Below are 26,184 nucleotides of genomic sequence, written 5' to 3' on the forward strand. Positions count from 1 at the left end.
TACTGTATTAAAATCGGTACCCAAGCACTAGATCTAAACGAGTAGTCTTGTTATTATTGGTACCCATATCAATTACTCGCGTATAATCTATACCAACATTAAAGCCTTGTGAAGTCAATAATTCCAGAGATAAATGTGCCAAATGCGGTTTCTGGTATTGATCATTCTTAACAGCATCACTAACACTCACCAGCCTGTATACACCAACTGTATAGGTCGTCAGTGTCTGCAGCACTAGCTTATCTGAAATAGCGTAATCATAGAAGAAAGAGGGGCCAACACCATAGTATAAGCCTTGTGGCTCAATCGTTTTACCATTAATCAATTGTCCCAGATTATTACGCTCAAAATTGTGCGACCCAATCACGAAATCGTTCACATTAAAACCTATTGCTGCACTACTTCTTGTTGGCTTTTTAATATTCCAACCCCAACTGCCAAAACCAAGCAAATGAGATAGGGTTGATTCTTCTTTTCGCTGCACATTTGAGGCATCTTTCAAAACTGCACCCAATAGCGAAAACATATCCCCAACACTTTTATTTTGCCAATAGAATCTTTTCCTACCCTTTTCAAGATTATATCGCTTTGAGGATATTTTAAATGAAATAGCTGTTTTCTGATGACTTGCAGGATAGGGCGCTCCAGGGTTTGATAAATTGGTAACCAATAAGCCAATATCGAAATGACTACCCCCATAAAAGTCTTTCTTCTTTTTTGTACCGTATTTAAAGTCGGCCAATTGCTGGGCACTTGACTCTTGCACTAAAAAGAACAAGCTAAATAAAACACAAATTGCGATTGGGTATGTTATAGCGATTTTCCTCATGAAATATTGATTTAATCTATCCTTGCTACGATACCAACTATTTCAAATTGCTGGCAATCTCTGCCCAAACTGCATCCATGTATTTCTTCGCTGCTGCCACAACGGCTGCCTTATACTTAGAAGAATTCACTTCAACTGCATGCACTTTACTCATAAAGCGATTGTCTACATCATAGACGCGGAAGAAACCTGCGTCTGTACCCCAATCTACTTTTGCTGTTTCTTCTGATTTGAATTTCTGCTTTGGAATGACATCTCCAATCTCAATTGGCTTTTTCAGCATCCAGTTACCCACATTGATATTGGCCATGCTCTGCTTGGCATTCAAAGCAATTAATGTTGCACCACTACTCTCAAAGCCAACAGTGCCCGATGTATTTAACCAATCATTGCCAATCTGTAACCCTGTTTCAGCCACCACTTTGGCACCACCACCCAAACGGCCCAATAATTTACTACCGCCCGATTCTGCCTCGTGAGCAAAAGGCACAGCAATATTCACCGCCAATACGATAGCCCCCCCGAGCTGTTTGGACAGCGGCTGCGCCTTGCTCAAAAAGCCACCTTTTTCCTTGCCATCATCCCTTGTAGCTTTTACCAAATATTCATATCCGGCAGGTGATACCGTTACATATCCATCGAACTGCGATTGGTTCAATGCACCACCGGCTTTACGCTGCCAGCCCTGCATTTCATCTGTTGCAGCTGCAGCATCTACAGACACCAATTCATACCCCGCAGCTTTAACCTTTTCTGTCAAATCTTTGTAGGCCTCATTCACGATATCTACCAAATCCTGCTCTTGCAAACCTTTCAATCCTATTGACAAATTAGCTTCCACATCACTCTTATAGCTTCTGGTATATTCACTACCACCACGGAATCCGCCCACTTTACGCTCCTTATCCAGATACAGTGTTTGAAAATTGAAACGGAACTGACTGATATAAATCTTCTTAGGCGCATCGTCTAGCTTTTTCAAGCCATAATTATTGACCGTTTTTAAGTCAACTTCTCCTATTGATTGTGCATTTGCAGCAAAGAATGAGAGCGAAATGAATAGTGCAAATATTCTACGCATAATTTTGGTTTTAAACGTGAAACTATTATGCGAGTGGAACCTGAACAATACAGCAAATGCTGTATTTACACCCATTTGTACTTATGGGCCAATAAGATTGCCTGTGCTTTGGAATTGATATGCAACTTCTCGTAGATTCTACTAATATGTGTGCGTACGGTTTGCGGACTTATAAATAATTGTGTGGCGATGGCTTTATAGTCCTTACCCTCGACTAACAGCTTTAAGAGCTCCTGCTCTCGATCAGTAAGCGTATCCATCACAGAAGATTCTTTAGCAACTGCAGTGGGTTTTTGGCTGTCTTTCAGCCACTGTAAAGTTTTCCGGGCTATAGCCGGACTCATTGGCGCGCCATTAAGACTGTAGGCGTTCACAATAGCATCATGCAGCATACTGGCAGCATCATCTTTCAGTAAATAGCCACAAGCACCTGCTTTGATGGCTTCGAAAATTTTCTCATCATCATCAAATACAGTCAACACCAAAAACTTGGTAGAAGAAAAGCGAATACTCGCTACAGCAATGGTTTCAATGCCATTCATCACGGGCATATCAATATCCATTAATACCAAATCCGGATATTGCTCCTCAGCCAACCCCTGCATCTGTGCCAGAAAATCTTCGCCATGCACAGCTTCCAGCACAATCTGTATATCAGACTCCTGCTCCAGGCTTTGCCGGATTGTCTTTCTATTGACCAATCTGTCATCTACTATTGCAACACGAATCATCTGATATAAAATTCACGAAAGATGTATGGTACCGCAATACAGCAAATGCTGTATTTATACGGTCATGATGATAAATGTATTAATTTAAAGCCATGCGTTTGTCGTGTTTATTGATTTATCTAATACTTGTTCAATGGGCTGATGCTAAGGATGCGCTGCGCGTGCTTAATACACGAAACGGGCTTTCTCAAAATGCGGTAACCTGCATTTATCAAGACAAAAAAGGGTTTCTATGGGTGGGTACACAAGATGGATTAAACAGGTACGATGGATATCAATTCAAATACTATAAATACAATCCAGAAGATAGCAGTTCTATTAGCGACCAATTCATTACGGCTATTGCTGAAGACGGTAAGGGTGAATTATGGATAGGTACACGCCACGGGCTCAATCGCTTTAATAGCAACACAGAAAAGTTTACACGCTATTTCCCTGACACTTCGCTAAAGCAGGCTTTTCAGTACGCATTCACTAGTCTGATAAGACTGCCTAATGGTAACCTGATTATGTCAAGCCAAAACGACATTCTCTGCTGGGACATACAACGTCAGTCATTGTACCCAATCATGAGACCAAAAGACTTGCCTACCAACTTTACTGTACATCGTAACAAACTAATATACGGGCATCAAAATGCGGTTGCTCAGCTACCAATTCAGCATGCCAAAGACACCAATATCTTGTTTCAGAAAAATGCTGATCTCACTACTATGTATTCAGATGGTCGTCGCATTTGGATGATAATGAAAACACCTGCAGGTAGTTACCAAGTAAAGCTTGCTGATGGCGAAGAAACTGATCGTACAATCAACAGTATTCAACTCAATCGCAGAATCAACCATATCGGTTTTGATTTGCAAAAAAATGCGTGGATTGCTACTACAAAAGGACTAATCGTTGCAGATAGTAATGGCGTGCTATTGAAAAATCAACCAGCTATTCCTGCCAATGATGAAGTGCTCTACACCTATGCATCAAAAGAGGGTATTATCTGGATTGGCTTTGCCAACAAAGGTCTTGGGCAGTACAACACCAGCTCAGGTTTGTTTGAAGTGATCAAACCCAATGGTAATGACCCTGTACTTTGTGCCCATACAGATCAGGAAGGAAATACTTGGATTGGCTCCAGCAGCGGATTGTATGTACAACAGAAAACAAGCAAGCTGTTGAAGAAAATATCTGGAGAGAGTTATTCCGCTATCACCAGAGATCGTAATGGTTTTCTTTGGCTGGGCTCAAAGGAATGGGGGCTTGTAAAAATGACTAAACAAGGAAATGTTCTTCAAAAATTCACACAGCAAAACAGTCCACTCACCGCTAACACCATCTTCCATTTATATTATGATCAAAACAGCAATAGGCTTTTTATTTCAACGATAGCTGGGTTAAATATACTTGAGCTTACAAGCAACAAATGGACAAAACTTCTCGGTAAGTCAATTTTAATACCTAACGGCCTCCTTACTGGCAACTATTTTCTGCATTGCTTCACCGACAGTAGAAAATTCACTTGGGTAAGTAATAATAGCGGATTAAATGGTTTGGATAGCAATCTACAAGTACGCTACAGTTTTCCCAGTAATACAGATAATGAATCTTTTATTAAAAGAACCATTGTTACCGGCACGGCTGAAGATAAACGAGGCAATATATGGATTGCCACACTGAGTAGCGGTGTGTATCGGTTCAATAATGGAAAACACACGCAATACAATATTCAGAATGGTTTACTGAGTAATGTAGTCTATGGCGTGATGAGTGATACCATGGACAATGTCTGGATTGCCACTAGTGCAGGCCTGCATTTACTCAACAGCAAAACTGGCCATATCAGACAGTTCAATGAGGATAATGATTTAAGCGCCAGAGATTTTGTGCTAGGTAGCATGCAAAAAGAACCTAATGGTAATATTCTAATTGCTAGTCCGGAAGGACTGATTCGTATTAAGCCAAATGCCTACAAAGAACAGAAAGCCATTTACCAACCCTATCTTACTTCAGCAAGCATCAATTATTCCCCTGCCGGTATTTATGATCGTTACACATTGAGCGAGCAGGACAAATCAATTTCCTTCGAATTTGCTGCACCTGCATTTTTACATGCGGCCCAAATAATATACCAGTACCGATTCTCGGGTGTATCTGATCAATGGATTACTGTTACAGCTGATCAACGACAAATCAGTTTTACCAATCTGCCTTACCAAGTATCTGTGCTTGAATTAAGGTGCGCAAGCGACCCTGCTCAACTAAATAGCGCCCCTGTTACACGAATTAGTATTGAACGTATTCCTCCATTCTGGAGAAGACCTGTCTTCATTTTACTGTGCATCGCTTTAACCATTATTGGTATTGTGTACTTTGTACGATTCATCACCAAACAAAAACTGGCACAGGAACTGAAGAAGGCAGAACTGAAACAAACTATTTTAAAAGAGCGGGAAAGAATCTCTCGCGATTTGCACGATCATTTGGGTGCTTATGCTGCTGCCATCAAAAACAATGTGGTACAACTACAGAAACAGCATGGCGATGAGCCTTCTTTATTACAATTGAAAGAAAATGCCGACGAGATGGTGCAATCACTCAGAGAAACCATCTGGGCTTTACAGCATGAACAGATTTCTATTACATCGCTAAGCGATCGCTTTAAACAATTGATCAATAAGATTGCGCCTAATTATCCCGATAAACAAATAGCGTTGAGCGAAAAGATTGAAACAGCAAGATTATTAAGTCCGAACGAAGGCATTCAATTGTTGCGCATCATGCAGGAAGCTTTAACCAATGCGCTTCGGCATGCAGCAGCCACCGAAATCAATATCGTTATTGAGTCTGACAGCAAATTAACTGTAACTGTTACAGATAACGGACAAGGATTTGATTTACATACCCAAACATCAGGCTATGGCCTGCACAATATGCGGGAGCGTGCAGCTGAAGCTGGATTTCAACTACTAATTAAGAGTACACCTAAACAAGGTGGCACCAGTATTCAAATCAGTAGATAATTATTGTACAACGATTCCGTATTTCTTCATCTGCTTTTCCATGATATAGAAAAACAAAGGTGGAAAATGTGCCAGAATCATCATACCCGGATAGCCTGTTGGCATCTGTGGTGCATCATCATGGTGACGAAGAATTTGGTATTTTCTACTGGCCAAATAATGATGATCGCTGTGTCTGCTCAGTTCAAAAAGCATCAGTCGGCCAATCAGGTGATTACTATTCCAGCTATGTTCAGGCATGGCCCTTTCAAACTTGCCTGGTTCTATTTCCTTTCTGCGCAGTCCATAATGCTCGATATAATTCACCGTTTCCAGTAAGCCAATACCCAGCATAGCAGCAGCCAGATAGTAGAGCATAATTGTGGTACCAAATAACCAAGCAATCATGGCGATTAGGCCAATCTGAATGATGAGAAACCAAATCATTTCATTGTAGATACTGATCACAGGCTTACCTGCTTTACGTAAATCATTGTTTTCAATATGCCAGGCACTGAGATAAGACATACCAATAGTTCTAGGATAGAATGCAAACAGGCTTTCACGCAAACGTGCAGAACTAGGATCATCATGTGTAGCCACCCGTTTATGATGACCTTTATTATGTTCAATAATGAAATGCATGTACTGAGAAGTGAGTAAAAGCATTTTTGCCATAGTTTGCTCTATTTTATTCACTCGATGTCCTAACTCATGTGCCACATTGATACCAAAAGCGCCGCACAACAAACCCATAGAAAAAATTCTTCCTGTAATATCTACCCAACTCAGTTCCTCCTGCTGAAATGAAAACAGGAATAAACCAAGGGCTGCATACTGAAGAGGCACTACCGCATAGAGTATCCAATCATAGACTGCATCCTGTTTGGCAACTTCTTCTTCAGCAGCACTCATATTTTTGGAATCTGGCTGAATAAATAATTCCAACAGCGGAATAAACACATATGCATAAAGTACAGGTGCAAAACATACCCAGCCTTTGCCTGTAAAAGCAAACCATGCCAATACAAACATTAGCAGAGGCGATAAATATTTAATGGCTCTAATGGGCATATCAATTAATTTATGCTTCCTGCTTCTTCATTGCAATACGGTACAATACTGTACCCATGATTGCAAAAAATCCTACCCCTAATAAGTAATAACCGTTCTCACCTAATGAATCAACCAATCCATGTTCCAGATTTACTTTCTTTAATAAATTGGTGATGGTATCATTGGCAGATAAGAAAGCGACTATCACACCGGCAACTGCACCACCTGCCACTAAACCGGTGGCGAACAAGTTACCCTTACCCAGATCTTCTTCCTCTTCACTCATAACTTTACCAGATTTCTTTTTCTTACCATCTACAATACCTCTAATGGCACCACCAATAAAGATGGGGAGTGTGGTACTTAAAGGAAGATAGGTACCCACTGCAAAACTCAATGCTTTGATACCGCAGAGTTCCATAGTGATGGCAATGGCAGCGCCTACCAATACAAATTGCCAATCGAGGTTAAAAGAAAGAATTCCTTTTACCAAAGTAGCCATCAAGGTTCCTTGTGGTGCAGGATATTTATCTGTACCAATCGCATGTTGAATACCCTGTGCTAATAATTCTTGTGATGGCGTATCCAGAATTTTCACGGTTGCACCAATAGCTATAGAAGAAACAATGGCACCAATAAATAAAGCAATCTGCTGATACTTAGGTGTTGCTCCTACGATATAACCCGTTTTCAAATCTTGTGATGTAGCACCTGCGTTGGCAGCAGCAATACAAATCATACCACCTACTACGAGTGCCATGGGTTCATATACTTTACCCGTCCAGCCCACTGCAATAAAGATCAAACAAGTACCCATCAAAGTAGCGATGGTCATACCGCTGATAGGATTATTAGAGGAACCAATCAAACCAACAATGCGTGAAGAAACCGTAACGAAGAATGCACCAAATACCACTACGAGTATGCCCAACACCAATTTGCTGAGAATACTATCGCCTGGCACTTGTGGCAACACAGTCATCAATAAAATCAACACCAAACTACCGATACCCACAATCTTCACAGATAAATCTCTTTCTGTTCTGGCTACACTTGCTGAACCACTACCTTCTTTTAAAGAACCAATACTGCCTTTGAAAGAAGAGATGATGGTGGGTATTGTTTTAAACAAAGTGATGAAACCACCGGCCGCTACTGCACCTGCACCAATTTGTCTGATATAGGCACGATAAATCGCAGTAGAGTAATCACTGAATGTATGTGTTACCGGATCCCATCCACCAGGGCCACCCTGTTTATCCAATCCACCCAAATAACCCAGTTTGATTAATTGCAAAGCAATCACATCTGCCGGCACCAATGATGCTAATAATGGAATGAACACAAACCAAGCCAATACACCACCCGCTACGAGTACGCCAGAAATTTTCGGACCAATGATATAACCCACACCCATATACTCAGGTGTAATCTCACCACTGATTTTGGCTGAAGGATAAAATTTCTGCGCCTGCTTGGTCATGAATGCAGGTGTTTCTGCAATCAGGTGAAATATCTTTTGCAGAAACGCATATACAAATGCAAAACCCAAGCCTTGAAAAGCAGTCTTGGCAAAATCACCGCCCTTCTCACCGGCTTTCAATACTGAGCCACAAGCTGTTCCTTCAGGATAGGGCAATACACCATGTTCTTTTACAATCAAGGATCTTCTCAAAGGAATCATCATCAGTGTACCCAGAATACCACCAAAAATGGCCAGGGTTAGGATGGTCATGTAATTGAAGAAATTCGCACTGCTGGGTTCAGTAAGGAATAAGAATCCCGGCAGGGTGAACACCACACCTGCTGCAATACTCTCGCCTGCAGAACCTGTAGTTTGAATGATATTATTCTCAAGAATTGTTGTACCTAAAAATTTTCTACCCAGCGTAATCGCAATCACCGCAATGGGAATAGATGCCGATACGGTTAAGCCGGCTTTCAAAGCCAGATACACGGTTGCAGCACCAAAGATGATACCGAAGATGCCACCCATCACGATGGCTTTTACTGTAAACTCTTTTACGTTGGCATTATCCGGTACAAAGGGCTGAAATTGCTGATCACTCATATGGCGGGTTTTGGTATTGTCTAAATTAAGGAAAAACAAAAGGCAATGCTGTTGCATTGCCTTTATTCAAATTATTATTTGGATGATTAATGCATCATTTTCTGCAACCGCTTCGTCAGGAAGAATAAAATAGCCGCTGCAACACCTGCCATACCTACAAACAACATGAAGAAATCGTATAGATTATTCATCTCATATCCCATGAAATTGGTTGTCTTACCATCAGGGTATAAAGAACTCAACACGCCGGCCAGTTTATTCGCAGCAGCATTGGCCAAGAACCATACCGCCATCAATAAAGAAGCAAACTTGATTGGTGCGAGTTTATTCACTAAAGACAAACCGATGGGCGATAAACACAGTTCACCCCAAGTGTGCAGCGCATACATACCCAACAACCAAATCATGCTCACTTTCACACCACTCTGTACATCTTTCACACCAAATGCAATCCACAAATAACCTAATGCCAATAAGAATAAACCCAAAGCCATTTTGGTGGGTGATGATGGTTCGCGCTTACCGAGCTTAATCCACAACCAGGCAAATACCGGCGCGAAGCTTACCACATAAATAGAGTTGAGTGACTGAAAGAAACTCGCAGGCACTACGTAGAAACCAAGATCACGATTTGTTTGTTCTTCAGCAAAGAAAGTCAGCGAAGCACCAGCTTGCTCAAATGCACTCCAGAAAAACACCACAAAGAATGATACAATGAAGATTACCCACACACGCTGCTTTTCTATTGCACTCAAAGCTTTATCTGAGAAGATGATGAATGCAATCAAGACTGGTGCAGCAATCAGCACATAAGTAAGAAAGCCTACCACTTTTGCATCCATGTAGAGTGCACCAATCATGATGCCAGACAATACCAACATACCTAAAACAATATTCACAGGCTTTGTCCAGGCTGGCGCAACACCTGCAGGCGTTAAGCCCAAGACTTGTTGATTGGGATCTAATACATATTTATGGTGATACAATTTTTGAATCACCACACTTAACAACATAGCGATACCGCCTGCTAAGAACGCCCACTTAAAATCTTCAGGATTACCGGTATCACCAACAAAGCCACACACCAATGGACCTAATGCTCCACCCACATTGATACCCATGTAGAAGATGGTATAAGCTGAGTCGATTCTTCTATCGCCTTGTGGATACATTTGTCCTACCAAGGAAGAGATGTTCGGTTTGAAGAAACCATTACCGGTAATCATCAAACCTAAACCGGAGAAGAACAATACAGCAGAAAGATCAGGAGAAGATTGATAAGTAGATGCACAAAAGAATAATAAGAATTCACCAAGTGCCATCACAATACCACCTACAATGATGGATCGCTGGTTACCCCAGTAACGGTCTGCAATATAACCACCGAGTAATGGTGTTAAATATACTAAACCAGTATAGCTGCCATAAAGATTAGAAGCGAATGCTTTATCAAATAATAAAGCTTTTGTCATGAACAAAACCAGAATAGCACGCATGCCATAGTAGTTAAAACGCTCCCACATTTCAGTAGCAAATAAAACCGCTAATCCTTTAGGATGCCCTTTTTGAGCAGTGGTTGAAGTCATATGGTATTTTTTCGTTGAGGGTAAAACTGGCTCAAAATAAAGATTAATCCCATACGAGCAATTCCAATGCTGCGTTTTACTTTCGCGCAGCAATCAATCCCAATCACATGAACATCCTTTTACTTGGTTCCGGCGGAAGAGAACATGCACTGGCATGGAAAATGACACAAAGCCATCATTGTGATGAATTGTACATCGCACCCGGCAACCCCGGCACTGCAACATTGGGCACCAATATTGCTTTGAACATGCTCGACTTTGCAGCAGTAAAAGCTTTTTGCATAGAGAAACAAATTTCCATAGTGGTTGTAGGACCTGAAGAACCACTGGTAAAAGGCATTACAGATTATTTGATGGATGTAGCAACTGGTACATGGAATGGTTTTGTGGTTGGTCCATCAGCGAATGCAGCACAACTAGAAGGCAGTAAGGCTTTCAGCAAACAATTCATGCAAAGACATGGCATTCCTACTGCAGCATATGCAGAGTTTACTGCTGCTAATTATGAAGAAGGCAAAAGGTATATCGCACAACATAGTTTACCCGTTGTATTAAAAGCAGATGGTTTAGCTGCAGGTAAAGGTGTGGTGATTGCAGAAACACATGATGCAGCATTGCAATGTTTCGAAGACATGATATTGCATCAACAATTTGGTGTAGCAAGTAGCAAAGTGGTGATTGAGCAATTCCTTACTGGCATTGAGGTGAGTGTGTTTGTGTTAACGAATGGTGTAGATTATCAAATCATCGGTCACGCAAAAGATTACAAACGCATTGGTGAAGGCGATACAGGATTGAATACAGGTGGCATGGGTTGTGTAACACCTGTACCATTCATGGATCATGTGTTCATGCAAAAAGTAGAAGCGCGTATCATTCAGCCAACCATCAATGGTATTGCAAAAGAAGGTTTGGTCTACAATGGTTTTGTGTTTTTTGGATTGATGAATGTGCAAGGCGAACCATTTGTGATTGAATACAATTGTCGCATGGGCGATCCTGAAACAGAAGTAGTAATGCCGCGTTTACAAACAGATTTGGTCAGCATGTTTGCAGCGATGGATAATGGCACATTGGCTGATGTAAACATCAATTATCATGAAGGTGCATTCGCAACAGTGATGGCCGTAAGTGGTGGTTATCCCGGCGATTATGCAAAAGGCAAAACCATGCAGATTGGTGATACAGGCAGCAGTATTTTATTTCATGCAGGCACTGCATTAAAAGAAAATACATTAGTTACAAATGGTGGCAGAGTAATTGCCGTTACCAGCAAAGGAAACAGCATTTCTGATGCAGTAAATAGATCCGCAAAAGCACTGGAAAATATCCAATTTGAAGGCATGTATTACCGAAAAGACATCGGTTATGAATTTGCCGACTAGCGATACCAGTCTGCTGTTTTTATACAATCGGGACTGAATCGCCAAAAAAAGTATTCCCAAAGCCGAAAGTCCGGCTGTTAATTTCGCCTCAAAGCCTGAAAAATCAATAGTTTCGGCTTTGTAATTATCATTTATTTCTCACACCTTTGCTGGCAACAGTTGAGAACTATCTAATTAAACATACATGGGCTTATTTAATTTTTTCACTCAGGAGATCGCGATTGATCTCGGCACCGCTAACACCCTAATCATCCACAACGAAGAGGTGGTGGTGAACGAGCCTTCCATCGTGGCCCTGAACCGTAACAATCCTAAAGAAGTGCTGGCCGTGGGTAAAAAGGCCTTGATGATGCACGAAAAGACCCACGAAAGCATTCGCACCATCCGCCCCCTGAAAGACGGGGTAATTGCTGATTTCAACGCCGCCGAACTAATGCTGCGTGAAATGATCAAGATGGTTTACCCCAAGAAACCCCTTTTCCCGCCCAGCTGGAGAATGGTGATTTGTATCCCCTCTTCAATTACAGAAGTAGAAAAACGTGCCGTTCGCGACAGTGCTGAACAGGCTGGCGCCAAGGAAGTATACATGATTCACGAGCCTATGGCAGCTGCCTTGGGTATCGGTATCGACGTAGAAGAACCCGTGGGCAACATGATCATCGATATCGGTGGTGGTACTACCGGTATTACGGTAATTGCCCTGGCAGGTATTGTGTGCGACCAGAGTATCCGTATTGCCGGTGACGAGTTTACTGCTGATATCATGGAAGCCCTCCGCCGCTATCACAGCTTGCTGATTGGTGAAAGAACTGCCGAGCAGATCAAGATCCACGTAGGTGCTGCCATGAAGGATCTGGACAATCCGCCGGATGATATCCCTGTAAATGGCCGCGACTTGGTTACTGGTATTCCTAAGCAGATCATGGTTTCTTACCAGGAAATCGCCGAAGCACTGGATAAGAGCATCTTCAAAATTGAAGAAGCCATCCTGAAAGCTTTGGAAACTACGCCACCTGAACTGGCTGCCGATATTTACCGCAGAGGTTTATACCTTACCGGTGGTGGTGCACTGCTGCGTGGTTTGGATAAGCGTCTGAGCGCCAAGATCAAATTGCCTGTTCATGTAGCAGACGATCCGCTGAAAAGCGTGGTGCGTGGTACCGGTATTGCCCTGAAAAACTATCAGCGATTCCCCTTCATCATGAAATAATCATACAGGCTGCATTACGCAGCCTGTTGAATAAAGGCTCTCTGTGAAGAACATATTTCTGTTCATACGTCGCTACTTCATCTTCCTCAGCTTTTTAGTGCTGCAGGTAATCTGCATCGTTACACTGAGCACCTATAGCCGTACACACGAAGCCTTTTTCTCTACGGCTGCCAATGAGGTAACCGGCAGAATCAATAGCCAGTATAGCGGCGTTAGCACTTACTTCAACCTCAAAGAAACCAATCGCCAGCTGTCGGAAGAGAACGCCCGCCTGCGCAATATGCTGGCACAGAATTTTCAGGCGCCAGATAGTAGCATTGCACAGGTAACTGACTCCAGCTACCGCGACAGTACCACACGTTACCGCAAATTCACTTATCTGCCTGCCCATGTAGTGGGTAATTCGGTTAGCCTGCCTGCCAACTACCTTACTTTGGAAAGGGGCAGCAAACAAGGTGTAGAAAAAGGAATGGCCGTTACCGGACCACAAGGAATTGTTGGTGTGGTGGTAGCCGTAAGCGATAACTATTCCAAAGTGATGAGCTTACTGAACCGCAATAGCAAAGTGAGCTCCATGCTTAAAAAAGACAATGTAACCGGCAGTGTGGAATGGGATGGCAACGATCCATCTTACCTCACCCTGAAAGGCATACCCAGAAGCGCGAAAGTGGTGAAGGGTGATACGGTGTTAACGAGTAACTACTCGGCCAACTATCCATCACACCTGATGGTGGGTACTGTAGCAGCAGTAAACTCTGACCCGGCTACCAATTTTTATACAATCAAGGTAAAAACGGCGACAAACTTCTTCAGCATCCAGTACGTGAATATCATTGCCAACAAACGTTACAATGAGCAAACAGAACTGGAAAACCAACAACTAAAGAATCAATGAGCAGTCTGCTGAAAAATATCATCCGTTTCATCCTGTTCATCTTCCTGCAGGTATATGTACTCAACGAAGTACCGCCCCTGCATCAGTTCATTGTTCCCTACCTCTATTTCCTATTTATTCTCTGGTTACCTTATTCCTTGGGCAGATTCGGACTACTCCTTTTGAGTTTCGCCTTTGGCATGACACTGGATTATTTTACCGGTACTCCGGGATTGCATGCCGCGCCCTGCACCTTGATTGCCTATCTCCGCCCCTTCTTGCTGAACCTGTTAATTCCACAGGAAGGCAAGGAACAGAGCTATGCCGAACCTAGCCCTAAAAGTATGGGATGGGCACCCTATGCATTGTATGCAGGCTTGCTCACTTTCATTCACCACTTCTACCTAGTGCTGATAGAGTGGTTACAGTTTGGCGACTTCCTGTATTTCCTCGGAAAAGTAACCGGCACTACCCTGATCAGCTTACTGCTGATTCTACTGTCTGAGCTGATCTTTTTCAGAAAAGCCAAGTACCGCACCAACGCCGCTTAGGTTTTACACATTTTTAGAAAAAACATTTCTGCAATACCACACTACATGCAACATCTTTGCGTTAGTAGACTAATCTCCGCATTCGTACCGTTTTTTTACTCCAGTTATGCCGGCATTTAATCAAAGCAGAAGTATGGTGATCCGACTCATCTTCGGATCTGTTTTCGTGATCATTGTGCTGCAGCTGATCAACCTGCAGATTTTTTCAACCAAGTACAAACTGGCTGCTGACAACAATGCCTTCTATCGAAAGGTTATCTACCCTGATCGAGGTATCATTTTCGATCGCAAGAAAAAAGCCATACTGGAAAATACCATCAGCTATGATCTGGTAGTTACTCCTTCTGAAGCGAAGGGAACAGATACACTCGGCCTTTGTCAGATTCTGGGTATCGATACCGCAGAATTCAAAAAGCGCATGCGCGATGTGATCTTCAAAAACTCTTATGTAAGACCTAGCGTATTCGAAGCATTACTCTCTCCCGAGCTCTACTACAAGCTTTCAGAAAATATGTACCGTTTTCCAGGCTTTGTACTGAATGAGCGCTCAATTCGCTCTTACCCATACAGAACTGCAGCACACGTACTGGGCTATATTGGTGAAGTAGATACCAATTTCCTGAAAAAGCATCGCGATGAAGGTTATGAAATGGGTGATTATGCCGGCTTGGCGGGATTAGAACGCACGTATGAATCAGTGCTGATGGGACAAAGAGGTATCAAACGTTTCATCCGCGATAACAAAGGCCGTATTCAAGGCTCATGGGAGAACGGCTTATTCGATACTGCTGCAATTGCTGGCCGTAACCTCTACACAGCTATGGATGTAGAGATACAGCAGATGGCAGAGAAAATGCTCACCAATAAAATTGGTAGTGCTGTTGCCATCAACCCAAAAACAGGTGGCATTATTGCGATGGCATCCGGGCCATCTTATGACCCCAATCTCTTAACCGGTAGTACGCGCAGAAGAAATTTCAGCCGTATGTTCCTGGATACTGCCAAGCCATTGTATAACCGTGCTATTAAAGGACAGTATCCGCCCGGCTCCACATTCAAACCCATGGGTGCCATCATTGCATTAGATGAAGGCATTATTGGCCCATCTTTCGGTGTGGGTTGTGGCGGTGCCTATTTTGGTTGTGGTAGTGTGCGTGTTGGCTGTACACACAAAAATGCTGGTCACGCATCTAACCTGCGTGATGCATTGGCCAATTCCTGCAACTCTTACTTCTCGCATATCTATCGCATGGCTATTGACAATCCAAGATTGCAAGGCAAACATGCTGGCTACTTAAAATGGAAAGAGTATGTAAACTCCTTTGGTCTTGGTGTTAAACTGGGTATTGACCTGCCTTCTGAAGACAGAGGTAGTATTCCTGATACTGGCAGATATAATCGTGATTTTGGTAATGACAGATGGGGAAGCTGTTTCAACCTCACACTGGGTATTGGTCAGGACCGTATGACGGCCACACCATTACAATTAGCCAATATGATGTGCGTGATCGCAAACAAAGGTTATTTCTACACACCGCATCTGGTTGACTCTATTGAACGCGAAACCGCGGAAGACAAAGCCATGATGCAGAAGTATCGCGATAAACATGAAGTAACACATATACCCGATACCACATTCCAGATTATCCATCGCGCCATGCAGGATGTAACCGAACGTGGTACTGCTACCAATGCCAGAATTGATGGCATTAATATGTGTGCGAAAACCGGTACTGCTCAGAACCCACATGGTAAGGATCACTCCATCTTTGTTGCCTTCGCGCCTAGAGAGAATCCTCAGATTGCTGTTGCAGTGGTGGTGGAGAATGCAGGTTTCGGTTCTACGTGGGCTGCACCCATTGCTTCGCTAATGATTGAAAAATACCTGCGCGATACTTTATCACAAAGAAGATTAGCAGAAGTAGACCGTATCAGCAATGCAGATCTTTTACCGGTGGCTATTAAAAGATGGTATCAACGCAAAGATTCCATTCGACTGGCTAAACAACAAGCAGCAATTGATGAGAGTGCCCAGATAGAAAGCAAACAGGAAGACCGTAAAGTAACCTTCGATCCAGAAACAGGCACCAGAACAGACGGACCAACAAAAGATACTGCCAAGCCCAAACAGCAGACGCCTATGCTAAGGCCTGATGATAAAAAGAATGCCATTAAAAAAGCGACGACCAATACCAGAAGATGAGCAAACAACAACGCAGCATATCACAAGGCATTGATTTTACAGTTGTATGGCTGTATGCAATTCTAGTAGTTATTGGTATCCTTTCCATTTTTATGGTAGATTATCGGCAGGGTACAGATTGGATACAAGATTTTATCGGAGGCAAAACCAATTATAGCAAGCAGCTCATTTTTGCCGGCTTTTGTGCCTTAGTGGCAACATTTATCATTCTCACAGATAGTAAACTCTTTACTGCTTTTGCCAACCTCATGTATGCATTTGGCATCCTCCTGATGCTCGCCACATTTGTCATTGGTAAAAACATCAACGGTTCCAAAAGTTGGATTCCACTCTTTGGTGGCTTTAACCTACAGCCTGCAGAAATGTGTAAGATCTTTGCAGCATTAGCATTGGCCAAGTTTTTATCAAGACAGGAAACGGATTTTTCCAAGCTACGTTCTCAACTCATTGGCGGCGCGATTGCTTTGGCACCCGCAGCCCTATCCATTCTGCAGAATGAAACAGGCCAGGCATTGGTGTACTTTTGCTTTTTTATTGTAATGTACAGGGAAGGTCTGCCACCCGCACTACTGGTTATTGGTTTTTCTTTCGGTGCATTGGTGGTGGCAACACTGATACTAGAACCCAACACATTGGCAATCATCCTTACCTGTATTGCAGTCTTGTCGTGGTATGGTTTAAGAAAACAAATTCGCAGAAACAAACGCATACTCGCATTAATTGTGGCCTTGTGGTTTGTATGCGTAGGCGTACAAAGGTTTGCTGTACCCTATATCTTCAACAATGTATTACAATGCTATCAGAGCACACGTATCTACAGCATGGTAGGTAAAGATTACGATTGTACACAAAATGCGCATGCAGCTAAACGAACCGATAAACCGGCTAAGAAACCAGATGACTATAACGTTCGGCAAAGTAAGATTGCCATTGGCTCAGGTGGATTTTTGGGCAGAGGCTTTTTAAAAGGTACCCAAACCAGAGGCAAATATGTGCCAGCTCAGGATACGGATTTTATCTTCACCTCCTTGGGCGAAGCCTTTGGCTTCGTAGGTAGTTTTGTTTTCCTAGGCATTTATTTTTTTCTCCTTTGGCGCATTATTACCATAGCCGAAAGACAGCGAAGTACATTCAGCCGTGTATATGCCTATAGTGTTGCCAGTATTCTTTTCTTTCATATTGCAGTGAATGTCTGCATGACCATCGGTCTATTCCCCATCATCGGTATTCCATTGCCTTTGATTAGTTATGGCGGTAGTTCATTGCTCACTTTCACCATCCTCATCTTTATTTTGTTAAGATTGGATGCCGACAGGCAAATGGTTTTGCGTTGATTCCGGATTTCTGCTGAAATTCGCGCCATGCAAATCATTCCCCTGTCTGAAGGTTCATTTACGATTGATAAAACCAAGGTCTTCGTTCCCTTTGATACCAGCAGGGAGCAACTGAATGATCGGCCTATTGGCAGTTTGCTTGTAGAGATTCAGCCCTTTCTAGTTATCACCAAAAGAGATGTGATTTTATTGGATACAGGATTGGGCTATAATTTATCTGATGGCCGCCCACAGATTTACCACAATTTGGAAAAAGTAGGTATCAATCCCGCACAGGTAACAAAAGTATTGATGAGTCATCTACACAAAGACCATGCAGGTGGTATCACTTACACAGATGCACAAACAGGCGAACACTTCATTAGCTTTCCTTACGCTACCTACTTTGTACAACGAAGAGAATTTGATTATGCCATGGGAATTGGCAGCGCTTCTTATATCACCAAAGATTTTGAACTACTGGATGAGTTCAGCAAAGTGATCTGGTTACACGAAGACGCCGGTACAATTGATGGATATATTCGTTACGAATTAACACAAGCGCATAGCCAATATCATCAGGTATTCTGGATTGAAGAAGATGGCGCAACTATTTTCTTTGGTGGTGATGATGCCCCACAATTGCAGCAAATGAAAAGCAGGTTTGTTGCTAAATACGATTTCAATGGCAAGAAATGTATGGAGCTAAGACAAGAATGGTGGGAAAAAGGCAACCAACAGCATTGGACATTTCTGTTCTATCACGATATCCAATCGCCAGTATACCACAAATAAAAACCTTCCCGAAGGAAGGTCCTATACATGTGCATATAGTTTTCTGTGAATAGCGATTAGTTACCGCCTTGTCTGCCACCACCACGCAATGGTCTGCCTCCATTAGGACCACCCATGGCATCGCGCATTTGGCGACGTTTCTGCCACTCTTCGCGCATCATCATACCAAAGTTTTTATCGCACTGAAAAACTTTGTTGGCTCTGGCTTCATCATTGAACACTTTACCAAACTCACCACGGTATTGTTTTCTTACGTTCAACACTTTTTCTTCGAAAGCCAATTCATCTGTTCTGTTTTCTCTGCGTACTCGCTTCACTTCATCCATATACTTGTTGTATACGGGCCAGAATCTTTGTGCTTCTTCTGTGCTCAGACCAAGTTGCTTGGTCATGTATGCAATCTTAATGGCTTCTATGGAATGGCCTGCACCGGGTGGGTTAGCATCCTGTGCTGTTGAAAGGGTAATACCCATCGCCCATACCATCCACACTAGGAGTATCTTTTTCATATTATGGGTTTTAGGATTTCTTTTTATCAATAACGGGGTTGTCGTTCACAAAATTACTAAGTTCCTCATCAGAAATCAGCTGTAAATCATTGCTTTCAGCGTTTCCAGTTTCTTCTACCACATCAGAACCACTCAAAGAAGCATGGGCTTCCAGGTAATTAATCAGGGTTTCATCGGGTATATCTTTTACAGCAGCTTGAGCATCAATGGATTGATACTGCTCGTAATCCAAAATTTGCTGGTTTTGATCAGTGAACAAGAAAGCACCAGTTACCAATACGCCCATGGTTACGGCCGCAACCGCTAACTGCATCCAGCGTCTAGAGCTACCCATTTTCACCACTTTCGCTGCTGGAACAGGGGCTGAAAGCTGGTTGAAATAGCCTTCAGGAACTGTATATACCGGTGCTTTACTGATGGTATTCAACAATGGCGCAATTTCATTCAGCTCAGCACTTACTTCATGCTGACCAGCTTTGATTTTGGCCATCACCAGGTTTGGCAGGTTGTTGAAATACCCTTCAGGAACTGCATAAGTATTTGATTGAGCAGCATTTATGCGAATTTTAGCCAGAACAGCTTCGGGCAATGTATCGAAATAACCCTGAGGCAGGGCATAAGGCATATCGCCTCTTACCTCAATCAAGCTTGGGGCTATTTCCTGTAACTCTTTCAATATCGTCGCATTAATCTGCATCTTGCTCGTGTATTCTAAGACTCTACTTGGGTTTCAACGTTTAATGGTTCTTGATAAAGTCCTCTATTTTCTTGGCCGCGTGGTGGTAACTGGCTTTTAAAGCCCCCTCACTAGTTTCTAATACCCGGCTCATTTCTTCGTAAGGCATTTCATCATAATACCTTAGTGTAAACACAACTCTCTGTTTTTCAGGCAATTGCTGAATGGCCAGCTGTAGTTTCCATTCCAGTTTATTGGCATCAAAATTCTCTGCAGCCTTTACCTGCTCACTTAATCCTTCCTGAATATCCTCAAAACTGATGGCACTTCTCTTTTTCTGTTGCTCCAGAAAACTCAAGCACTCATTGGTGGCAATCCGGTACAACCAAGTATATAACTGGCTGTCCTCCCTGAAATTCTCCAGACCATTCCAGACCTTGATGAACATATTCTGCAACACGTCATTGGCATCTTCATGCTCCACTACCAATCGGCGGATATGCCAGTATAACCTTTCCTGATATTTTTTCATCAGGTCGGTAAAAGCCCGCTCCTTGGTTTGAGCCACTTTGAATTGTTGCAATAATGCACGGTCTTCCGTATGCATGCAGGGTATTTGTATCGCTTAGATGTAAATCTGTTAGAATAGTTTAATCATCAAAGTGAAACTGCTGTACCTGTTGCAACAACCATCAGCATACTTCCATTGGCACCAATGGTTTCAAAATCCAGATCGATACCAACTACGGCATTCGCACCTAAAGCAGCTGCTTTTTGTTGCAATTCATTCATCGCATGCTGACGAGCTTCTTCAATCACTCTCTCATAAGTGCCGCTTCTGCCACCAACAATATCGCGTATGCCGGCAAACAAATCTTTAAACAGATTGGCACCAATGATGGCTTCAGCTGTAACAATTCCCTTGTAAGATTGAATGGGTCTTCCTTCGATGGTATTCGTTGTAGATAAGATCATATGACTGATTTTAATAAGTTCTTCCTAAGGTATCACAAATTGCTTTCAAAACAGACGAAGCATCGTGCACATCCTGTCCTTTTTCCCATAACATCACACCGCTAGCCTGTGTTTTGGCCAGCATGGCTTTGCGTTTAGCCGTAACTGTACCGTTATAATAGATCATGTAATTACTGAAACCTGTAACACTCACCCTTGCTGAATCAGACAAGGGGCTACCACCCTGCGCCAGTATGGCTGAATAAGACAATACCGTTCCTGTTTGCGTAATACCACTAGGTCTGCCATAGGCAGGAATACCCAAAACAGCTTTATTAGCCGGCATACCCCTTGTTGTAACCCAGTAATTGATAGAAGTCTGCGCCAAAGCAAGATCACTATGATGTTTGTATGCAAGCGTTGTACTGAAATCATCATAGGCCATGATATTGAAGAAGTCAACATAACTACCTGTCCACAATTCATTACGAATAGCATCCCTTACCGCACCGGCATACTTACCGGATGTGATGGCTGTGCTCAGGTAGTAACGTGCATTGGTATGACAACTATCACTGAGTTCTTTCATGAAAGCAGTGTAGGTTAGATCTGTACCATCATCGGTTCTGGGATATTCCCAATCAATATCCACTCCATCTAATTGATACGTCCTTAATGCCTGCATAATCTCACGCACAAAACTGTTACGCCCGGATGCACCGGAAGCCATGTTTTTAAAATCGGCTGCATTACCGGATATACTTAAGAAAATCTTTACTGCATTGGCCTTAGCTTTTGAAATAACGGAACTGAATGTTCCCGGTGATGCTATGGACAGCGATCCACTCAGCGTAATATTCCCAAACGCGTAGTTGATCACATTGCACATCCGGAATTTCTGATCAGGTACTGCAGCAGGATCTCTGTATGAAGGAAAATACCCCACCACATAAAATCCCAAAGAGGGAGGTGCGCTTATGGTGGTATTACCACCACCACTGGGTGGCGTAGGCTGGTTATTGCTTTTTTTACAGGCAGATGCCAATAGCAGCATGGCAGTCAGCAACCATGCACTAGTCAATCGGAGACTCATAGTTTAAATGTAAGCCATAAGCCCTGAACAGCTATAAAAAGTGGCTATTTTTCATGACTTTGGTTGGCTTTTTGTAGAAGCTTAATCTGTAGGTTTGTTCCTCATAAAATTTGCGATATGAAAAAACTATTGGTTTCGTTTGTATTCGTGCTAACGCTTTTCCGCAGCTATGCTGATGAAGGTATGTGGCTGCCCCTCTTGCTGGGCGATCAAGTGTATAAAGACATGCTGAAGAGAGGTCTGAAGCTGAAGCCTGAGCAATTGTACAGTATCAACAAAGCTTCTATCAAGGATGCCATCGTTATTTTCGGTGGTGGTTGTACCGGTGAAATTGTGAGTGACCAAGGTTTACTCTTTACCAATCACCACTGCGGTTATGGTGCTATTGCAGCTGCATCAACTGTTGAAGCCAATTACCTGCGTGATGGTTTCTGGGCCAGCGATAAAACCAAAGAGATTGCTTCTAAGAATCTGAGTGTAAGCTTCCTGAATAGAATTGAAGACGTTACCGATAAAGTACTTCCTGCTTTGGGTAATGCAAATGGTGCTGAACGCGGACAAAAACTGCAGGCCATCACTGCTGAACTGGTGAAAGCCGCAACCGGTGGTGACGAATTTAAGAATGCTGTTGTAGCAAGCATGTTCAAGGGCAATCAGTACTTCCTGTTTGTGTATGATGTTTATAAGGATGTTCGTCTAGTTGGCACACCTCCAGAAAGCATTGGTAAGTTTGGCGGTGATACCGACAACTGGGAATGGCCCAGACATACAGGCGATTTCTCTGTATTCCGCGTGTACATGAGTAAGGATGGTAAACCTGCTAACTATAACGCAGACAATGTGCCCTTCAAGCCCAAGCATTTTCTTCCAGTCAGCATCAAGGGGTTCAAGGATGGTGATTACTCAATGATCTTTGGTTACCCCGGTAGCACCAACCGTTATGAAACCTCTTTTGGTGTAAAGCTGAGTACAGATATCAACAACCCTACTTTGGTGAAGCTCCGCGATATGCGCCTCAAATACATGTTTGAGGAAATGAAGAAAAGTGAAGCTACCAAACTGCAACTCGCTTCTGAATATGCCAGCATTGCTAACTATTGGAAGTTTTATGATGGTGAAACCAAGCAGTTGCTAAAGTTTGACACTTATGGTGAGAAACAAAAAGCAGAAGCTGCATTCATCAGCTGGGCCAAGGGCAAACCTGAATATGAAAATATTTTCGCTGATTATGAAAAGAACTATCAGGAATGGCGCCCTTATGCTGCCCACAGACAATACATGATTGAAGGTATTACCGGATGCAGACTCATTGGTGCTGCTGCAGCATGGCAAAATCTTGAAGCATTACTGAAACGCAAAGATTATAAGCCAGAAGAAGTAGAGCGTATGGTAAAAGCTGCCGATGCCGGCAGAAAGAATTATCTGGCGAATAACAACCTGAAAGCTGACCAAAATATCCTTGCAGCAGCGGTGATGATGTTCTACAGTGATATCGACAAGAGCCAACATCCTGAAGGGTTCTATGATAATCTATTCAAACAGTTTAACAGCATTGAAGCAAGCCCTTATAAAGCTTTTGCTGCCGATGTATTCAGCAATAGCATGATGACAGATAACAGCAAATGGGCAGCCTTCATGGCCAAACCCAATTTGGATGCTTTGATGAATGACCCTGCATATAAAGTAGTAAGTGCATTTATCAAAAATTTCAACAACAAGTATGCTGCAAAATTTGCTACTTTCTCAGCCAAGAACAACGATCTGGGCAGATTGTATATGAAGGGCATCATGGAAATGAATCCAGACAAAGTAAAAATGATGTATCCCGATGCCAATTTCACCATGCGTATTTCTTATGGTAATATCAAGAGCTACCAGCCAAGAGATGCTGTGAAGTATGATTTTGTCTGCACCATGAATGGCGTAATGGCGAAGTACAAGCCAGGCGACTATGAATTTGATCTACCTGCAAAATTCATTGATCTCTGGAAGAACAAAGACTATGGCCAGTATGCTGATCCAGTATACAAAGACGTAGTCGTAAGCTTTATAACCACCAATGATATTACCGGCGGTAACTCTGGTAGCCCTGTTATAGACGCTAACGGTAACCTCTTAGGTTTGGCATTTGATGGCAATTATGAAGCACTGAGCCATAAACTGGCTTTCGACAAAGACCTAAACCGTACCATTTGTGTGGACGTTCGTTATGTGCTCTGGTGTATTGAAAAACTGGGTGGCGCTAAACACATTGTAGACGAACTGAAGCTCGTTAAATAAAGCAACATCCTTCTATTTGTTAAAACCCGATGTGAAAGCATCGGGTTTTTTATTAAAAAGCGCATGTTTTAACGCCTTTGCTAGAATAATTATACATATTCTATAAATCATCTCATTAAAATAATAGTAAATTTGAATTACCCCAATGTTCGCCTGCACACAAACCAATGTGTATGATAAACCTGATAATTGCAGACGACCATCAAAAATTTCGATCCTCGTTAGCCGACTACTTAAGTAGTATTCCGGGTTATAGGGTTATTGCTGAAGCGTCTAATGGTAAACAATTGATTGAAGCTGTTGAAGCGCAAAAAGAGTATGCTCCTTTTGTAATCATGGATGTACATATGCCAGAAATGGATGGTGTAGCCACAACATCTTACTTATCACAAAAGATTGCCAACGCCAAAGTAATCGGCATGTCTGTCTCCAATGATTTTAACCATGTGGTCAGAATGATGCGTGCCGGAGCAAAAGGATTTATCTGGAAAAGCTCGCTGAGCGAATGTATCACAGAAGCCATCCAGACAATTGAATCCAATGAAATCTATACTGACCCCTGCTTTGCTGGAGAAATGGAACAGTATGTAAAAGAAAACGGTGCACCTGCGCAGTGGAAAAAAATAGACATACTAGAACAAGAGCAACAATCCGTAGCGTCAAAAACCGAAACAGGTATTATAGGTCTTTTCAAGAAACTCTTTAAATAAGGCGATCAAGCATCGTCTTTCCATGCCCATAAATGCAGGCATGCATATGTTCGGTAAGGCGACCACTTACGCGCGATTTTCTGCATTGCTAACTTAAGCTGCTTTTTGTCCTCTGTTTGCAATTTATAACACTTGATCATCGCCTGCTGAATACCGAGATCATCTACAGCAAACACATCTTCTCTGCCCAAGCTAAACATCAGTAGCATCTCTACCGTCCACCTACCCACACCCTTGATCTGCGAAAGCAGCGCAATAACAGCTTCATCATCCAGTTTCATCAGTTTACTGTCTGTAATAGTATGCTCCAAACAAAATGCTGCCACGTTTTTTACGTACTGCACTTTTGCATTGCTTAAACCGATGCTACGCAATGTAGCATCTGGCGTTGCTAACACTGCTTCCGCCTTTGGTTCCTTACCATTATACAAAGCCAGAAAACGCTGATAAATTACCGCAGCCACTTTGGTACTTAGCTGCTGACTCATAATACTGGCCATTAGTCGAACAGGAATATTTTTTCTACGCTTCAATGAAAACACTTGCTCACCCAAAACTTTGGCGAGCTTTTTATCTTTTTGCAGATGCAATACATAACTCATTGGGTTAAGGTAAGTAATTTGCACAAGTGGAAAGACAAGTACAAATAACTGCTGATGGCTCATCCACCATTGCCATCCCTGCCATGCAGGTAACCTATCACAGCAAACACGGTGCTGTACAAGAAAGCAATCATGTATTCATTCAGGCAGGATTAGAATGGAAAATAAAACAGAAGCACAAGCATATCCGCATTTTTGAAATGGGTTTTGGCACCGGTTTAAATGCATTGCTAACTGCAGAATATATTCAGACAAAGGATATCAGCATTGATTACTATAGCGCAGAAGCTTATCCACTCAGTATTGCAGAGTACACAAGCTTAAACTATCCTAATCAAGTTATACTACAGCAATTGCATCAAGCACCTTGGAATCAACCAACAGCTATCACAAAGAATTTTACTTTGTGTAAACTACTCACTGGATTAGAAAACTGCAGCATCAATGAGCAGGTAGAACTGATCTACTATGATGCATTTGCACCTAGTGCACAGCCTGAGTTATGGACTGAATCCGTTTTCGCAAAACTCTATCATCTGACTGCACCGGGTGGCATACTCGTTACCTATTGCAGCAAAGGGGATGTACGCCGCGCTATGCAAGCAGCCGGCTGGACAGTAAAAAAAATTCCCGGTCCTCCCGGTAAAAGAGAAATGGTGCGTGCCCATAAAACGACTTGATT

The 26,184-nt window shown here is 42.5% G+C and carries 23 protein-coding genes; 11 read left to right on the top strand and 12 right to left on the bottom strand.

Going from position 1 to position 26,184, the window contains the following annotated elements; translation table 11 throughout:
- Nucleotides 1-7: 7 nt before the first annotated feature.
- The 3 genes from J0L83_08505 to J0L83_08515 all read right to left on the bottom strand — a co-directional run bounded on the left by J0L83_08505 (nucleotide 8) and on the right by J0L83_08515 (nucleotide 2,641).
- Complete coding sequence (locus J0L83_08505; protein MBN8664599.1) at nucleotides 8-829, bottom strand: hypothetical protein; 822 nt, start codon at nucleotides 827-829, stop codon at nucleotides 8-10.
- Nucleotides 830-866: 37 nt separating this feature from the next.
- Complete coding sequence (locus J0L83_08510; GenBank protein MBN8664600.1) at nucleotides 867-1,910, bottom strand: hypothetical protein; 1,044 nt, start codon at nucleotides 1,908-1,910, stop codon at nucleotides 867-869.
- A gap of 65 nt (nucleotides 1,911-1,975) precedes the next feature.
- On the bottom strand, nucleotides 1,976-2,641 hold the full coding sequence (locus J0L83_08515; protein MBN8664601.1) for a response regulator transcription factor: 666 nt from the start codon (nucleotides 2,639-2,641) through the stop codon (nucleotides 1,976-1,978).
- 92 nt (nucleotides 2,642-2,733) lie between these two features.
- On the opposite strand from J0L83_08515, the gene J0L83_08520 reads away from it, so the two are divergent.
- Complete coding sequence (locus tag J0L83_08520) at nucleotides 2,734-5,655, top strand: hypothetical protein (GenBank protein MBN8664602.1); 2,922 nt, start codon at nucleotides 2,734-2,736, stop codon at nucleotides 5,653-5,655.
- Here the strand turns inward: J0L83_08520 and J0L83_08525 are convergent, their stop codons facing one another.
- The 3 genes from J0L83_08525 to J0L83_08535 form a co-directional block, all read right to left on the bottom strand.
- Nucleotides 5,656-6,708 (bottom strand): alkane 1-monooxygenase, encoded by a 1,053-nt coding sequence (locus J0L83_08525; GenBank protein ID MBN8664603.1) that lies wholly within the window; start codon nucleotides 6,706-6,708, stop codon nucleotides 5,656-5,658.
- 10 nt (nucleotides 6,709-6,718) lie between these two features.
- Nucleotides 6,719-8,761: an OPT/YSL family transporter gene (locus J0L83_08530; GenBank protein ID MBN8664604.1), complete on the bottom strand. Its 2,043-nt coding sequence runs from the start codon at nucleotides 8,759-8,761 to the stop codon at nucleotides 6,719-6,721.
- A gap of 86 nt (nucleotides 8,762-8,847) precedes the next feature.
- Entirely contained in the window at nucleotides 8,848-10,347 is a 1,500-nt protein-coding gene (locus J0L83_08535) for a peptide MFS transporter (GenBank protein ID MBN8664605.1), read from the bottom strand.
- Nucleotides 10,348-10,454: 107 nt separating this feature from the next.
- Between J0L83_08535 and purD the strand changes: the two genes are divergently transcribed.
- From purD to J0L83_08570, 7 genes are all read left to right on the top strand, one after another.
- Nucleotides 10,455-11,732: a phosphoribosylamine--glycine ligase gene (gene purD / locus J0L83_08540; GenBank protein ID MBN8664606.1), complete on the top strand. Its 1,278-nt coding sequence runs from the start codon at nucleotides 10,455-10,457 to the stop codon at nucleotides 11,730-11,732.
- A 184-nt stretch (nucleotides 11,733-11,916) separates the two neighbouring features.
- Nucleotides 11,917-12,942 carry a rod shape-determining protein gene (locus J0L83_08545; GenBank protein ID MBN8664607.1) on the top strand — a complete coding sequence of 342 codons (1,026 nt, stop codon included), beginning with the start codon at nucleotides 11,917-11,919 and terminating at the stop codon, nucleotides 12,940-12,942.
- Nucleotides 12,943-12,985: 43 nt separating this feature from the next.
- Nucleotides 12,986-13,837 (top strand): rod shape-determining protein MreC, encoded by an 852-nt coding sequence (gene mreC, locus J0L83_08550; GenBank protein ID MBN8664608.1) that lies wholly within the window; start codon nucleotides 12,986-12,988, stop codon nucleotides 13,835-13,837.
- Nucleotides 13,834-14,367: a rod shape-determining protein MreD gene (locus tag J0L83_08555; GenBank protein MBN8664609.1), complete on the top strand. Its 534-nt coding sequence runs from the start codon at nucleotides 13,834-13,836 to the stop codon at nucleotides 14,365-14,367. Before mreC ends, J0L83_08555 begins: the two co-directional genes overlap by 4 nt.
- A 106-nt stretch (nucleotides 14,368-14,473) precedes the next feature.
- Nucleotides 14,474-16,570 (top strand): penicillin-binding protein 2, encoded by a 2,097-nt coding sequence (mrdA, locus tag J0L83_08560; protein ID MBN8664610.1) that lies wholly within the window; start codon nucleotides 14,474-14,476, stop codon nucleotides 16,568-16,570.
- On the top strand, nucleotides 16,567-17,904 hold the full coding sequence (locus tag J0L83_08565) for a rod shape-determining protein RodA (protein ID MBN8664611.1): 1,338 nt from the start codon (nucleotides 16,567-16,569) through the stop codon (nucleotides 17,902-17,904). The genes mrdA and J0L83_08565 overlap by 4 nt, the downstream gene beginning before the upstream one ends.
- A gap of 27 nt (nucleotides 17,905-17,931) precedes the next feature.
- On the top strand, nucleotides 17,932-18,678 hold the full coding sequence (locus J0L83_08570; protein ID MBN8664612.1) for an MBL fold metallo-hydrolase: 747 nt from the start codon (nucleotides 17,932-17,934) through the stop codon (nucleotides 18,676-18,678).
- A 56-nt stretch (nucleotides 18,679-18,734) separates the two neighbouring features.
- Here J0L83_08570 and J0L83_08575 read toward each other — a convergent pair whose 3' ends face one another.
- The 5 genes from J0L83_08575 to J0L83_08595 are packed head-to-tail and all read right to left on the bottom strand — an operon-like array spanning nucleotide 18,735 to nucleotide 21,910.
- Nucleotides 18,735-19,187, bottom strand: coding sequence for a hypothetical protein (locus J0L83_08575; GenBank protein ID MBN8664613.1), 453 nt, complete (start codon nucleotides 19,185-19,187; stop codon nucleotides 18,735-18,737).
- A 10-nt stretch (nucleotides 19,188-19,197) separates the two neighbouring features.
- On the bottom strand, nucleotides 19,198-19,884 hold the full coding sequence (locus J0L83_08580) for a hypothetical protein (protein ID MBN8664614.1): 687 nt from the start codon (nucleotides 19,882-19,884) through the stop codon (nucleotides 19,198-19,200).
- 40 nt (nucleotides 19,885-19,924) lie between these two features.
- Nucleotides 19,925-20,470, bottom strand: a complete 546-nt coding sequence (locus J0L83_08585) for an RNA polymerase sigma factor (GenBank protein ID MBN8664615.1) — start codon at nucleotides 20,468-20,470, stop codon at nucleotides 19,925-19,927.
- Nucleotides 20,471-20,520: 50 nt separating this feature from the next.
- A complete protein-coding gene (locus J0L83_08590; protein MBN8664616.1) occupies nucleotides 20,521-20,838 on the bottom strand; it encodes a heavy metal-binding domain-containing protein in 318 nt (105 codons plus the stop codon).
- A 10-nt stretch (nucleotides 20,839-20,848) separates the two neighbouring features.
- Nucleotides 20,849-21,910, bottom strand: coding sequence for a glycoside hydrolase family 18 protein (locus tag J0L83_08595; protein MBN8664617.1), 1,062 nt, complete (start codon nucleotides 21,908-21,910; stop codon nucleotides 20,849-20,851).
- A gap of 117 nt (nucleotides 21,911-22,027) precedes the next feature.
- Here J0L83_08595 and J0L83_08600 point away from each other — a divergent pair, with 117 nt between their 5' ends.
- The gene (locus tag J0L83_08600; GenBank protein ID MBN8664618.1) at nucleotides 22,028-24,190 is read left to right on the top strand and encodes a S46 family peptidase; all 2,163 of its coding nucleotides are present in this window, start codon (nucleotides 22,028-22,030) and stop codon (nucleotides 24,188-24,190) included.
- 173 nt (nucleotides 24,191-24,363) lie between these two features.
- Nucleotides 24,364-24,900: a response regulator transcription factor gene (locus J0L83_08605; GenBank protein MBN8664619.1), complete on the top strand. Its 537-nt coding sequence runs from the start codon at nucleotides 24,364-24,366 to the stop codon at nucleotides 24,898-24,900.
- A 5-nt stretch (nucleotides 24,901-24,905) separates the two neighbouring features.
- On the opposite strand, the gene J0L83_08610 is transcribed toward J0L83_08605, so the two are convergent.
- Nucleotides 24,906-25,502, bottom strand: a complete 597-nt coding sequence (locus J0L83_08610; GenBank protein MBN8664620.1) for a DNA-3-methyladenine glycosylase 2 family protein — start codon at nucleotides 25,500-25,502, stop codon at nucleotides 24,906-24,908.
- Between the two features lie 26 nt (nucleotides 25,503-25,528).
- Between J0L83_08610 and mnmD the strand changes: the two genes are divergently transcribed.
- A complete protein-coding gene (gene mnmD, locus J0L83_08615; protein ID MBN8664621.1) occupies nucleotides 25,529-26,182 on the top strand; it encodes a tRNA (5-methylaminomethyl-2-thiouridine)(34)-methyltransferase MnmD in 654 nt (217 codons plus the stop codon).
- Nucleotides 26,183-26,184: the final 2 nt, after the last annotated feature.

The sequence above is a fragment of the Chitinophagales bacterium genome (assembly GCA_017303835.1).
GTDB lineage: Bacteria > Bacteroidota > Bacteroidia > Chitinophagales > Chitinophagaceae > JAFLBI01.